The 12,783-nt window shown below is 50.5% G+C and carries 12 protein-coding genes; 5 read left to right on the forward strand and 7 right to left on the reverse strand.

What is annotated here, in order from left to right; genetic code table 11:
* The first annotated feature begins 169 nt into the window (after positions 1–169).
* Genes A7K91_RS06200 through A7K91_RS06210 form a run of 3 tightly spaced genes read left to right on the forward strand, consistent with a single transcriptional unit; the run spans position 170 to position 3,308 of the window.
* On the forward strand, positions 170–1,618 hold the full coding sequence (locus tag A7K91_RS06200; protein WP_068680774.1) for a CapA family protein: 1,449 nt from the start codon (positions 170–172) through the stop codon (positions 1,616–1,618).
* A gap of 3 nt (positions 1,619–1,621) precedes the next feature.
* Positions 1,622–2,392, forward strand: coding sequence for a glycerophosphodiester phosphodiesterase (locus A7K91_RS06205; protein WP_068680776.1), 771 nt, complete (start codon positions 1,622–1,624; stop codon positions 2,390–2,392).
* Positions 2,393–2,432: 40 nt separating this feature from the next.
* Entirely contained in the window at positions 2,433–3,308 is an 876-nt protein-coding gene (locus tag A7K91_RS06210; RefSeq protein WP_068680778.1) for a DUF92 domain-containing protein, read from the forward strand.
* Between the two features lie 364 nt (positions 3,309–3,672).
* Here the strand turns inward: A7K91_RS06210 and A7K91_RS06215 are convergent, their stop codons facing one another.
* The 5 genes from A7K91_RS06215 to A7K91_RS06235 all read right to left on the reverse strand — a co-directional run bounded on the left by A7K91_RS06215 (position 3,673) and on the right by A7K91_RS06235 (position 8,767).
* Positions 3,673–4,647, reverse strand: a complete 975-nt coding sequence (locus A7K91_RS06215; protein WP_169833381.1) for an S-layer homology domain-containing protein — start codon at positions 4,645–4,647, stop codon at positions 3,673–3,675.
* A 224-nt stretch (positions 4,648–4,871) separates the two neighbouring features.
* Positions 4,872–6,662 carry an oligoendopeptidase F gene (gene pepF / locus A7K91_RS06220; RefSeq protein ID WP_068680838.1) on the reverse strand — a complete coding sequence of 597 codons (1,791 nt, stop codon included), beginning with the start codon at positions 6,660–6,662 and terminating at the stop codon, positions 4,872–4,874.
* Between the two features lie 290 nt (positions 6,663–6,952).
* On the reverse strand, positions 6,953–7,135 hold the full coding sequence (locus A7K91_RS06225) for a hypothetical protein (protein WP_068680782.1): 183 nt from the start codon (positions 7,133–7,135) through the stop codon (positions 6,953–6,955).
* A 7-nt stretch (positions 7,136–7,142) separates the two neighbouring features.
* Positions 7,143–7,376 (reverse strand): hypothetical protein, encoded by a 234-nt coding sequence (locus tag A7K91_RS06230; RefSeq protein ID WP_068680784.1) that lies wholly within the window; start codon positions 7,374–7,376, stop codon positions 7,143–7,145.
* 200 nt (positions 7,377–7,576) lie between these two features.
* Positions 7,577–8,767, reverse strand: coding sequence for an MFS transporter (locus A7K91_RS06235; RefSeq protein WP_068680786.1), 1,191 nt, complete (start codon positions 8,765–8,767; stop codon positions 7,577–7,579).
* 240 nt (positions 8,768–9,007) lie between these two features.
* On the opposite strand from A7K91_RS06235, the gene A7K91_RS06240 reads away from it, so the two are divergent.
* Positions 9,008–10,036 (forward strand): tetraprenyl-beta-curcumene synthase family protein, encoded by a 1,029-nt coding sequence (locus tag A7K91_RS06240; RefSeq protein ID WP_068680839.1) that lies wholly within the window; start codon positions 9,008–9,010, stop codon positions 10,034–10,036.
* A gap of 27 nt (positions 10,037–10,063) precedes the next feature.
* Complete coding sequence (pfkA, locus tag A7K91_RS06245) at positions 10,064–11,032, forward strand: 6-phosphofructokinase (protein WP_068680788.1); 969 nt, start codon at positions 10,064–10,066, stop codon at positions 11,030–11,032.
* 245 nt (positions 11,033–11,277) lie between these two features.
* Here the strand turns inward: pfkA and A7K91_RS06255 are convergent, their stop codons facing one another.
* Positions 11,278–12,480: a putative glycoside hydrolase gene (locus tag A7K91_RS06255; protein ID WP_068680792.1), complete on the reverse strand. Its 1,203-nt coding sequence runs from the start codon at positions 12,478–12,480 to the stop codon at positions 11,278–11,280.
* A gap of 109 nt (positions 12,481–12,589) precedes the next feature.
* Complete coding sequence (locus A7K91_RS06260) at positions 12,590–12,778, reverse strand: hypothetical protein (protein ID WP_068680840.1); 189 nt, start codon at positions 12,776–12,778, stop codon at positions 12,590–12,592.
* Between the last annotated feature and the right edge of the window lie 5 nt (positions 12,779–12,783).

A 12,783-nucleotide genomic window follows, 5' to 3' on the forward strand; every position in this document is an offset into this window, starting at 1 on the left:
CGGTCGCTTGTGTTCCCGGATTTTACCATTTGAACCTATCATTCAGGGAAATCTGGGAACAACTGCGATCGGAAGAACTTTTCACACGCCGGCCTACACCGCTGAAACTCTTTTGTTCAACTTATATAGATGCGTGTTTAAAAAGGTCATATTCTTAAAGGAGTCCTTCATGACATTATCCCGATCAGATAGCTTGCAGCAGGAGAAAAGGAAGCGAAAAAGGAAACTTCAAAAAAGGATTAGCTTAGGCCTTATCACAGGCGGAGCTCTTATTGTTTTGCTTGGCGCAGGCATTGCGCTTAGCGGCGGAAAACTGAATGGACTGCTGTCCTTTGGCGGCCAATCAAAGCCCTCTGTTACAGTTGACGGCGGCCCTTCGAGCACCGCCAGCTCACCTTCCGGCGGGATGACCGGCGAAGAAGGAGCAGAGCCGGATGACACTAGCGAGGAGGGACAAGCATCGGGCGAGGGGACAGACAATGGCAATGGCGGCGAAGATAATGCAGGTGCTTCCGCTAGCGAAAATGGAGAGGGCGAGGGAGCGGGGCCGGATGGCGCAGGCGCCGAATCCGGTTCCGGCGACGGCCAAGGAAATTCTACGCCTGATGATTCAGGGAATGAGCCGGGTTCCGGCCAACCGTCGGTCGACCCTGGCTCTGCCGTTAGCTTATCCTTCGTTGGCGACGTGCTGCCCGGCGAATATTTGACTGCTCTTATGGAGCAGCAAGGTTACGACTACCCTTACCGGCAGGCATTGCTGTACCTTAGCGAGCCTGATATTATGGCTGGGAATCTGGAGATGCCCATAACAAAAAGAGGAACGCCGATCGAAAAACAGCCTTATGTCTACAAGGGCTCCCCGGATGCGCTGCCAGCCTTGCGAGATGCGGGCTTTGATGTTTTGAGCCTGGCGACCAATCATGCGATGGATCAAGGCATTGAAGGTCTGGAGGATACAATCAAGTATATGAATGAGGCCGGTTTAGGGCATATGGGCACTGGAAACAACGATAAAGAGGCATTTGTCCCCCATATTATAGAAACCAAGGGGATCAAGGTTGCATATATCGGCTTAAGCCGCGTTATTCCAATGTTGTCCCTCAAGGCGGATCGCAATACGCCGGGAATCGCGGAAACCTATGATACTACGAGAGCGGCGGCGGCGATTAAAAGCGCCAAGGACGAAGCGGATATCGTCGTTGTTATGGTTCATTGGGGAGAAGACGGAAAAGATAAGCCCAACGACATTCAAAAAAGTCTCGCTAAGGCTTATATTGATGCGGGGGCTGATCTTGTGGTTGGAAGCCATCCCCATGTCCTTCAGGGCTTTGAGAAGTATAAGGGCAAATGGATCGCTTATAGCCTGGGCAATTTTGTTTTTACTGCTTATCCCAAGGAAGCATTGGCTGAAACGGGCGTATTGGACGCTTTGTGCAGCAAGAACGGCGAATGCAGCTTGACCTTTAATCCCATGAAGGTTGTTGCGGGCCAGCCAACTCCGATGCAGGAGGAGGACGCCAAAACGCTGCTTCAGCGTCTAACCTCGATTTCTTATGGCGCTTCTCTGGACAGTAGTGGGAAAATTAGCGCGCACAACAGGCAGGGAGAGGATGATTAAGGCATGAAAAACCCCTGTGTTGCGCATCGGGGCTGGTCCGGCCGCGCGCCGGAAAATACAATGGCGGCCATCAAGCTGGCGATTGACGCTGATGATATCAAATGGATCGAAATCGATGTCCAGTTATCCAAAGACGGCGTACCTGTGGTGATCCATGACTATAATCTCCGCAGGACAACGAATGGAAGGGGAGAGGTCAAAAGCTGGAGCGCTTCCGAGTTATCGTCGCTGGATGCGGGCTCATGGTTTTCATCCGCATTTAAAGGAGAGCCTATTCCAAGACTGGATGAGGTATTGCGGGCCGCCAAAGGAAAGTGCATGTTGAATGTGGAGCTGAAAACGGATGGCGTCCGCTACCCCGCGCTGGAAGAAAAGGTGCTGGATAGAATCCGGGCTTTTGGCATGGAGGATCAGGTTGTATTGACCTCCTTTCATGCAGGAACATTATTTAAAGCCCGCAAGCTGAATGCCGGGGTTCGCACCGGTCTCATTCTGGATGCATGGCGCCCCTCGCTGATAGAAGAGCTAAGATCGCTGGGGGCTGACTTTTTGTCCATCGGCTATTCCCGTTTAAACCGGATGAGGATGGAATTATTGAATGCGGCAGGGATTAAGTGCATGGCATGGACCGTCAACGACAAGCGCAGCCTTGCCAGGCTTATGGCGATGGATTCCGGCTTGATGCTTTGTACGAATTACCCTGAGCGCTGGCGGGAAGCCTTGACTAAGCAGCCTCGTAAGCTTACGGGCTGGCTGGGCATGCCGTTCAGATGAATACAATCATGCAATGGAGACAGAGGCCGGTGAGAGAAAAATGGTAGGCATTGTAGATGAATGGTGGATTCGGCTGCTGTTGGGACTGCTTGGGGGCGGAGGCATTGCTTTTGCCGCTTACAAGCTAAGATCGTTATCTCCTTCGGGAGCATGGTCGGCGGCTATAATGGGCGCAGGCTTTGTAACGCTTGGCAAGCCGGTTTGGTTTGGCTTGCTGATTGTTTTTTTTGTTACCTCGTCGCTCTGGTCGAAATGGAAGAAAAAAACGAGAGCAAAAGCAAAGGCGGAAGCGGGTTATGCTAAAACGGGAAGGCGCGATGCCGGACAGGTATGGGCTAATGGAGGCATTGGACTGCTGCTGTGCGCGCTGCATGCGATTTGGCCTCATGAAGGCTGGCTGATGGCCTACATCGGTGTAATGGCTGCTGTCACCAGCGATACCTGGGCGACTGAAATTGGAGCGCTTAGCCGCTCCGCTCCGCGTTCCATAGTGAGCGGCAAAGTTGTAACCCCGGGCACCAGCGGCGGAGTATCGCCGCTGGGCACCGCGGCCGCGCTTTGCGGAGCCGCTTGCATCGGCGTTGCGGCGGCGCTGCTGCTGGACCCGCTGCCTGCAGCGCTAGGCTTCGCCGCTGCAGGCGCGGGCGGGGCCGCGTATCCCTCGGCGGCTTTGCTCATCGCCGTGGCCGCCGCGGCCGGCCTGGCTGGCGCATTCGCCGACTCATGGCTCGGCGCAACCAGCCAGGCCATGTATCGCTGCGCCGTATGCGGCAGCGAAATCGAACGCGCCGAGCATTGCGGCACGGCGGCGCGCCATGTACGCGGCTTTGCCGCGTTGACTAACGACAGAGTAAACCTCCTGTCGTCTATGTTTGCAGGCGCTCTTGCCTGGCTGCTGGGCGTATGGCTGCTGTAGCGGCATTAAGCTGCGGGGTCCCCTACCTAATAATCTATGGGTGGCACCACGTGCTTTCTCCTAATGGCCACCGGCGACCGTCAGCGTCTGGAAAAGCCAGGTTTGCCAAGGCTTACGGTCACCCGTGTCCTTTAGCTGCCCAAAATGGCGTATATTCAGTGGAAAATCGGTTTTTACAGCCGGAAATGTCCGTTAGAAACTGATATTCCGTAAATAGAAGCCGCTAAAGGTCAACAATGTCCGTATGCGAATAACTACTGAGTCATGCTCCATCTGTGCAGCCCGAGCTTCAAAAAAGCCAGAAAAAAGAACCTTCAAAACCGCTTTAGCGAGCGGTTTTGAAGGTTCTTTTGCACTAGAAGCCCTAACTGCGGGGAGAAATCTTAATATCGCTGTTTGAATAACGGATGTCATACCCGGAGCTTGTTTTAAACTCCATTGATTTTGTTTCACCATTCAAATCTCTGACTTCCAAATGCTTCTGCAATAGCAATTCAGCCTCCGACTCGCTGATATATTGCGCCAGCACATTAGTTGCCGCTGCGATCGTAACATCGTTTACCTGGCGGAGAAATACAGTTAAATACGGTTTTTGTGAAGTTGACAGAATAAACGAAGCGGAGTCCAGCCGGGATTCCGGATCTTCAAGGATGGCAACCACTGCAAAGGTTGCGTCGTAGTGGTCTGCTTCCAAACGGAGGCCCTCAAAAGCCGGCAAATTGGAAATGGCATTTATAAATTGTTTTGGCGCTTTTGCGTTAAAAATAACGGATTCGGGATATTGCACCTGCGGCTGCTCCTCAAGCTTGGCGCCAAATGAAAGGGAGGCTTCCGTTGCTCGCTGAAGCAGCGTGACCGCTTCTGCTCTTGTCAGCTGCTTTGTTCCGCCGTATTGCGATAAATCAGCTTGTCCAGAATTGCTTAATCCCCGTGCAATATTATGCTCGTACAAAAATGCCACTGATTCGGAAACCAAATCCTTCTCGTGCTTGAAGCCCAGGTTAGCAGCAAGATAAACGGCTGTTTCGTTTCGGTCCAGCGGGAGATTCAGCTTATAATAAATCGGCATATTCCGTTGTTTGGCATCCTCGTAAGGCTCAAGTCCGGATTTAGCCGCCCGTGACAGCATAATTAGAAATTGCTCCTCGGTCACCGGGGCATCGGGTTTGAAGGAACCATCGGGAAAGCCTACAACAATTTTGTTTTCAACTGCCCAGGCAATGGGTGAAGCATGCCATTGATTTGCTTTTACATCGGTAAACTGGGGCGAATTCGCAAATATTTGGCTAGGCGCCAAAAATAAACAAACAAGGATGATGCCCAAAAGTGATCGTTTCATAAAACCCTCCACATTTTCTGTTTTTTGAAAAAGCTTGAACATAGTTTTAAACGCACCAAACGAGGAAAAGTTGCACAAGATATACATTATTTCTCTATTGTGATGTTTAGAATTGGAAGAGCTTTTTTTGCAGATGATCAATGCTGCAACAAAAAACCTCCTGCGGGTGGACTGTACTTGCGGTCCGCAGGAGGTGTTGCTTTGTTGCTATAAAATTAGCTTTGTTATTTCGCGATTTGCTCCATTTGCTGGATCAAGTCTTCAAACACGCTCATTGCTTGGCGGATCGGCTCCGGCGAGCTCATATCTACGCCGGCTTTTTTCAGAATATTGATGGAAAAGTCGTTGCCCCCGCTTTTCAGGAAGCCAAGGTAACGCTCCACGGCTGGTGCGCCTTCCTCCAAAATTTGCTTGGAGAAGCTGGTTGCCGCCGAAAAGCCGGTTGCATATTTATACACATAGAAGCTGGTGTAGAAATGGGGGATTCGAGCCCACTCCATTTCAATATCCTTGTCAACAACCATGCCGGGACCGTAATATTTGACGTTCAGGTCATAGTAGATTTTGCTCAATTCCTGCGGTGTCAGCGATTCGCCCGCTTCGGCGCGCTCGTGTACGATTTTTTCAAATTCCGCAAACATCGTTTGACGGAACACCGTGGTGCGGAATTGATCGGCGTAATACGTCAACAGATACATTTTTTCCTTAGGGTCAGTTGATTTGTTCAGCAAATAATCCATGAGCAGCGCTTCGTTCAGCGTGGAGGCAACCTCCGCCAGGAAAATGGTATATTGCGCATCGCGATAAGGCTGGTTCGTGTCGGAATAATAGGAATGAAGCGCATGGCCCATCTCATGCGTCAGGGTAAACATGCTGTTCAGATTGTCCTTATGGTTCAGCAGCACATAGGGATGTGTGCCGAATGCGCCCCAGCTATAGGCTCCGCTTCGTTTGCCTTCATTTTCATAAACGTCGATCCAGCTGTTGTTAAAGCCGTCCTGCAGCACCTTGAGATAGTCCTCGCCCAGCGGCTTCAGGCTTTCGCTGATAATGTCCTTCGCCTGCTCGTAGCTGATCTCCATGTCGAATTCCTCAACAAGCGGCGCAAACAGATCATACATATGCAGCTCATCAACGCCAAGCAGCTTTTTGCGAAGCTCCATATAGCGGTGCATCAGAGGCAAATGCTCGTGTATGGTGCTGATCAAGTTGGTGTAGACCTCGGTTGGAATGTTGTCGCCGTACAGCGACATGCCAAGCGCGGAATCGTATTTGCGGGCTTTGGCGTAAAAAATATTTTTGGTGATGTTGGCATTCAATGTTGCAGCAAGCGTATTTTTCAGCTTGCCGTATGTATCGTACATAGCGGTAAAAGCGCCCTTGCGCACATCGCGGTTTTTGCTCTCCATAAACTGAATGTAACGGCCTTGCGAAAGCTCTATCTCTTCGCCTTCTTCATTTTTTACCTTCGGAAATTTGAGGTCCGCATTATTTAACATGCCAAAAATCGTGCCGGGAGCGGAGCTAACATTGCCGACCTGCGCCAGCAGAGCTTCTTCGTTTTTGGATAGGATATGGGCCTTCTGGCGTTTCATTTCTTCCAGCGTATGGCGGTAGAGGGAAAGCGAAGGATCGTTGATGTAAGCGTCAAGCGTTTCCACCGGAAGAGCAAGCACCTCGGGCATAATGAAGGAGGTGGCTTCGCCTGTTTCTACGCTCAGCTTTTTGGCTTTGTCGGACAAGGCCTGGAATTCCGGCTCCGCAGTATCCTCGTGATGCCGCATGTTGGCGTAAACGTAAAGCCGCTCGACATGCAGAGAGAGTTCATCCTCCATCTCGAAGCAAGCTTTGATTTGTGCGGGATCGTTCAGCTTGCCCTGAAATCCCGCGATTTCCTTGTTCAAGGCTTTTGCAGCAGCGTATTCCTTGTCCCAATGACTTTGGCTTGAAAACAGATCCTCCAGCTTCCAGCGGTGCTCGGCCGCTATTTCGGAACGTTTAGGTACTTGGCTCATTCCAGTATTCCTCCTTTTAAAATGGTGCTGTTGCCGTTCATTCGACTGTTGCGTCGTTGCGCTGGCTGCTGTTATGGCGAATGGCCGGGAAGCGTCTTGATTGATCGGTTGCTTGATGTCGTTATGAAGCCATGCGCTCCAGGATGATCCCGGCAGCATAACAACAGCAAGCAGCATGGAAATCCATTTCATCCTTTTTCCCCCTGAACACGGTTTTGTTGGTACTGTGTCCAGGCAAAGCGGGATTTATGTACGGGCTTGAAGCTGAAAGCCATGGCTTAGCCGTTTGTTTAACTCCCCATTCTGTAGAAGGAGTAAACGATAATAAAGAAGGCAAAGGCGATCATGACGATAGCTGACAGAGCAAGCCCGCGCTTCAAACGCGGGGGAAGCGTGTCACGCTTCATAACGAGGATGGCCCCCAGCGAAAAAGCCAAAATAATAAAAATAACGGAGGAGGTTGCTTCATTCATAATGGAATTAAACCTCCTTGAAAGCAGCCATGATGTCCTCAAGCTCTTGTTCCCGGCCAACGTAGTCTTCGGCGCGGAAGCGATTTCTCGCCCAATGCAGCATTTCCTGCCGGCTTACAAAGATATGGGATTCCTCGCCCCACTGGTCGGAAATTTCCGTCAGGACAAGCGTTTTTCCTTTAACCTCAACGGTTAACATGTTGTATTTGTCTGTTTTGTAAATTTGATGCTTTTTAAACATGGGCCATGCCACCTTTTGCGTGATTGATATAGGGTATTGTTACCATCATAGCTATATTGGCTTCCGTAATCAATAGATATGGAGCTGGTGCAGCAAACCGAACGTTCTGATGTTTTTTCTGCCGTAATCGCAGCCGTTATTGATGTGACGCTTCTCACTGCAGCTTCGGCTAAGGTTTCTTACCATATGACCTAAGCAATCTATTGCCGGTTTCGCCTTATGGAATAAAGAAAAAAGCCGATTGCCGCCAGAAGGGCAATTCCGGTTGCCGTTTGATAGAACACGGCTTTTCCCAGCTGCTCATAGATCATTCCGCCCAGCACCCCGCTGATGATGCCCGCCACTCCCGTCCAAATGATCGTATATACGGCTTGTCCCGATGCCCGAAACTCATCGGGAATCAAACCCGAAATATAACGCAAAGCGGTGGCAAAATAGATGCCGAAGGATATGCTGTGCATGGCTTGAGTCAATACGAGCCAGCGGGGATCTTCAATCTCGCTTAGCAGCCATAGCCTCAGCGCATACATGAGGGAAGCAAAGACGAGCAGCGGCAATTCCCGGAGCTTGTGACCGTATTTGCCAAGCAGGAACAACACGGGAATTTCGCTGACGGCGGATACCAGCAAGGCGAGGCCGATTTGGGAATCGCTGGCTCCGATATGTCTTAGCGTAACGGCGAGGAAGCTTTCGTACATCCGGTGCGAGATGGATACCAGCAAGACCAGGCCAAAAAAGATAATAACGCTCTTTTGCCGGAGCAGCTTGAAAAAGCCGGAAAACTGAATGCTGGACGCCTTGCCTTGATAGTCCTTGAGAAACAGGCTTAACAAAAGGGAGATGGAAATAGTGCAGATGGCGACCAGTATCGTCCATTCCGAGCCAATCTCCTTCAAAAGAAGTCCAAAGCCAAACGCGCTGACAGCAAAGCCGAGTGATCCGAATATCCGAATAAGAGCGTAGGGCGTGCCAGTATGCTGGCTGGATAGAAGAATAAGGCTGTCGCTAAGCGGGTTCATTGGCGTCTGGCAAAAATAGAACAGGGCCATCGTTGCGCAAATGAAAGAGAAGTTTTCCAGTGAAAATAAAGCACCCATCGCAAGCAGCTGGCCAAGCAGCAGCGCCGACAATATTTTGCGGATGGTTCTAAGCTTGTCGCTTGCCAGTCCCGTCAGCAGATTGGCAAAGATGGAAACAAACAGTCCCGTGGAATAAATGAGTCCGATCCCTTGCTCGCTAATGCCCCTGGACAGGAAATAAAGCGGAATAAAGGAAACGAGCAGCGCTTGTATGGAGTAGGCCGAAAAGCTGTAAGCCCTGAGCGCGAAAACTTCCCTTTTGATATTGGCCGAAGAGGCTGCGGTTCTGGGCGATGATTCATGCTGATTCATGGGTCTTGGGTTCACTCACATTCTGTCAAAACGAAGATGGCTCGTTTTTACGGCTATTTTGGGCGTATTTACAATTTATCAATAAGTATAACATGCATGACATGGAATTGTGGCTGGATTATTGCGTTTTGAAATGGTACATTATTGAGTGGAGGATTGGAGACAACCTCCGCGGGAGGTGCATGTGTGAGATTAACGACTTTATCAGGACGCGGTGTTCCGAAAGGGCCAATCAAGCTGATGCACCGCGTATACCGGTATGTGCTGCCTGAGGTGGAGGCGGAGCTTGCCAAGCTTAGAACGCTGGCGGAAGGCATACCCGATCCCGAGCTTAGAACGCAGGCTATCAACAGCATGAACGACAAAAAATTCCATTGTCAGGGCGGCGGCGTTTATGCTGCGGCCAACCTGGACTATCGTCATGTGTTGATTCCGCTCATTGTCGCGCTTCAGACCATCAGCGATTATTTGGATAATTTGTGCGATCGCAGCACGTCTCTTGACCCCGATGACTTTCGGCTGCTGCACCAGTCCATGCTGGATGCGGTGGAGCCAACGGCTGGGCTGAAGGACTATTATGCGCTTCGGGATGAAAGCGATGACGGCGGCTATTTGCATCATCTGGTCACAACATGCCAGAAAAATGTAGCTCTGCTGCCTTCCTATGACAACGTAAAAGAAGATGTGAAGGAACTGGTTGCCCTGTATGGCGACCTGCAAGTGTACAAGCATATCAAGCATGATATGCGCGAGCCCCAGCTTTTGTCCTGGTGGGAGAAGCATCGGAACAACTATCCGGGCCTGCAATGGAATGAATTTGCCGCGGCAACCGGCTCTACGCTAGGCATGTTTATGCTGTTTCTAGCGGCAAGCGAGGAAAACTTGTCCTTGAAGGACGCGGGAGCGATCCGTCAAATTTATTTTCCCCATGTGTGCGGCTTGCATATTTTGCTTGATTACCTGATTGATCAGGAGGAGGACCAGGCAGGCGGCGATCTGAACTTTTGCAATTATTACGAAAGCAAAAGATTGCTGGTGGAACGTATCAGCCTGATCGTCAACCGGGCTCGGGAGGATGTCAAACATCTGCCGGGGTCCCGTTTTCACCGGCTCATAATCGAAGGGCTGCTTGCCCTTTATTTGTCCGATCCCAAGGTGCGCAGTCAAAACGATGTGCGCGAGGTGTCGCGCGAGCTGATGAAAAATAGTCCGCTTACCCGCTTGTTTTTTCTGATCAACAGCAACTGGATTAGAAAACAGCAGGCTTAATATTCTATAAGGTGTGGAGGAATTAGTATGTCGGCAGTTAAATCGATCGCAGTATTGACCAGTGGTGGAGATTCCCAAGGCATGAACGCCGCGGTACGCGCAGTAGTGCGCAGCGCACTTTTTCATGGTATTAAGGTTTATGGCGTGCAAAGAGGTTATCAAGGCTTGTTGAACGACGATTTGCGCGAAATGGACCTGCGCAGCGTAGGCGATATCATCCAGCGTGGAGGCACCATTCTGCAAACGGCGCGCTGCAAAGAGTTTACGACTGCGGAAGGCCAGCAGCGCGGGGCTGAGATTTTGCGTTCCCGCGGCATTGACGGCCTGGTCGTTATTGGCGGCGACGGCTCTTATCACGGCGCAAACAAGCTGAGCAAACTAGGCATCAAGACGATGGGACTGCCGGGAACGATCGACAACGATATTCCTTTTACAGACTTCACGATTGGTTTTGATACAGCCGTCAGCATTGTTGTGGACGCCATTAACAAAATTCGGGATACCATGTCTTCGCACGAGCGTTCTTCGATCGTTGAAGTAATGGGACGCCATTGCGGTGATATTGCCCTGCATGCTGGTCTTGCCAGCGGCGCGGAAACCATTCTGGTTCCAGAGGTTTCGTTTGATTTGAACGAAGTAGCGGAACGGATGAAAACGAATTTTGCCAATGGCAAACGCCATAGTATCATCGTGGTTGCGGAAGGCGCGGCAAGAGGCGAGGATGTTTCCCAGAAAATTACCGAGCTTAGCGGCATTGATGCGCGCGTTACCGTATTGGGCCATATCCAGCGCGGAGGCACGCCAACAGCAGCTGACCGGATTCTGGCAAGCAAATTGGGAGACTTCGCTGTACGGCAGCTGATCGCTGGAGAATCCGGCAAATCCTGCGGCGTTATTAAAGGCGAGCTGGTAATGACGGATATAGATACTGTCGTTAATACGAAAAAGCCGTTTGACATGGATATGTACAACTTGGCTCTTCGTTTATCTCAATAAAATTAGGGCGTGTCTGAATACTCCGAGAGGAACAGGTTGTGCCGAATTTTCGTTCCCTACAAGGAAGTTTTGAGCAGGCTTACCGGGGGTAAGTCAAGCAAAACTGACGCAGAAGGGGGCGAAAAGGCGGTGCAAGATGACCTCAAGCGGGTTTTCAGACACGACCTAGATGTATTGACATTAAAAAACGGGCATCGGCGCGTCCTTTGTAGGACTGGCCAATGCCCGTTTTTGTTAGAGGCTTCTTATTTGTAATCTACATCCGGCGTATATTTGTTCCCTGCATTCCAGAGCAAATATTCATCGACGCCGGCTTCCTTCAACGCCCTGATCTGGGCTTCCACTTCTTCTTTTCCATACTTTTTGTAATTGCCCCGGCCTAGCCAGCTTGCAGTAAAGTCCTGTATCCATGGTCGGACAATTGGCTTCAGGCTGCCTGTCTCCTCCAGCTTGGCATGTGTATCCGACATAGCTCCTTTAATTGTTTCATAAGGCCTGATATCCGGCGTTTTCTGATTAAACCAGCCCGTGCTATAGTGGCTGGGATAAATCATAGGCGAAATGACGTGCACTTCATTGGAAATTTTCACAAAATCCTGGCCAATCCCTTCCGCAACCGGCACGGAAGCCGCATAGCCAAAAATATCAATGGAAACCCGGACGCCAAGCGGCTCCAGCTGCTTTCTCGCATATTGAACAAAGCCGGATACAGCATCTACGCGGCTAAGATCGGATTTGTTGAACACAAGCGAATCGGCTCTTGTATCAAATCCTTCGGGAAACCTGACGTAGTCAAACTGGATTTCCTTAAATCCAAGCCTCGCCGCTTCCTTGGCGATTGCAATATTATAATCCCAAACTTCCTGGCGGTACGGATTGACAAAGCTTTCGCCGCGGCCGTTTTTCCAGATCGTCCCGTCAGCCTGGAGGAAGGAAAATTCGGGTTTTTTTACTGCAAGGACGGTGTCTTTAAAAACGACGATTCGGGCAATGGGGTAGATGTCATGATTTTTCAGGTCCGTCATTAGCTGCTCGATATTGGGAATAAACTTTTTGGCGGTGCCGATTTCCAGCAGCTCCGGAGTTGTTGTAGGGTAGGTAATATAGCCGTTATCATCCTTAATATCAATAACCATGCTGTTGAGATTGCTTTCGTCAAGCAATGAAAGCAGCGATTTCATACGGGCTCCGCCCGCACTGTGAGCTGTCACGTAAATACCTTTGATAGCAGGAGCATCCGGCTGAGGGTCCTCTTTGAGAATAGGCGTCTGCGGCGACCCCGCGTCCGGAAGCTGTCCTCCATCTATCGGCGTTTCCGGCTGAATGACGGTTTCGCCAGCCGCGGCGTTCAGATAAGAAATCGCCAATTGCTTGGCATCGGCGCTTTGTTCGCCATTTCCGGTAATTAACGTATACAGCAGCATTAAAGCAGTCAAAACAATATCCATTATGTCCTCTCCCATCGTCCGTTTTGACCAAAAGCTATGTGCTCCTGGAAACAAAAAGCCAGCCGATAGTTCGACTGGCTTAGGCGTTATGCTTATTACTCCCGAACTGTCAATGAAGCAATGCTGTTTTCTGACCATTGCAAATGCTATGCTGCACGATTTCCATCACATCGGAGGGCTCCAGCAGCTCAATGCCGTCGCGAAGGACGATGCGGAGCTCCAATTCCTTGCTTGTAAGAAACAAACCAAGCTCAGGCGCAAGCCTTTCGACGATTTGAGATAATTTGACCGATTCCATATCCA

This window comes from Paenibacillus oryzae (genome assembly GCF_001675045.1).
Classification (GTDB): domain Bacteria; phylum Bacillota; class Bacilli; order Paenibacillales; family Paenibacillaceae; genus Pristimantibacillus; species Pristimantibacillus oryzae.

Excerpts from the sequence above, each read along its gene's own strand:
- A7K91_RS06200 (WP_068680774.1), top strand. The coding sequence starts at position 170 with ATGACATTATCCCGATCAGATAGCTTGCAGCAGGAGAAAAGGAAGCGA.
- A7K91_RS06205 (WP_068680776.1), top strand. The coding sequence starts at position 1,622 with ATGAAAAACCCCTGTGTTGCGCATCGGGGCTGGTCCGGCCGCGCGCCG.
- A7K91_RS06210 (WP_068680778.1), top strand. The coding sequence starts at position 2,433 with ATGGTAGGCATTGTAGATGAATGGTGGATTCGGCTGCTGTTGGGACTG.
- A7K91_RS06215 (WP_169833381.1), bottom strand. The coding sequence starts at position 4,647 with ATGAAACGATCACTTTTGGGCATCATCCTTGTTTGTTTATTTTTGGCG.
- pepF (WP_068680838.1), bottom strand. The coding sequence starts at position 6,662 with ATGAGCCAAGTACCTAAACGTTCCGAAATAGCGGCCGAGCACCGCTGG.
- A7K91_RS06225 (WP_068680782.1), bottom strand. The coding sequence starts at position 7,135 with ATGAATGAAGCAACCTCCTCCGTTATTTTTATTATTTTGGCTTTTTCG.
- A7K91_RS06230 (WP_068680784.1), bottom strand. The coding sequence starts at position 7,376 with ATGTTTAAAAAGCATCAAATTTACAAAACAGACAAATACAACATGTTA.
- A7K91_RS06235 (WP_068680786.1), bottom strand. The coding sequence starts at position 8,767 with ATGAATCAGCATGAATCATCGCCCAGAACCGCAGCCTCTTCGGCCAAT.
- A7K91_RS06240 (WP_068680839.1), top strand. The coding sequence starts at position 9,008 with ATGCACCGCGTATACCGGTATGTGCTGCCTGAGGTGGAGGCGGAGCTT.
- pfkA (WP_068680788.1), top strand. The coding sequence starts at position 10,064 with ATGTCGGCAGTTAAATCGATCGCAGTATTGACCAGTGGTGGAGATTCC.
- A7K91_RS06255 (WP_068680792.1), bottom strand. The coding sequence starts at position 12,480 with ATGGATATTGTTTTGACTGCTTTAATGCTGCTGTATACGTTAATTACC.
- A7K91_RS06260 (WP_068680840.1), bottom strand. The coding sequence starts at position 12,778 with ATGGAATCGGTCAAATTATCTCAAATCGTCGAAAGGCTTGCGCCTGAG.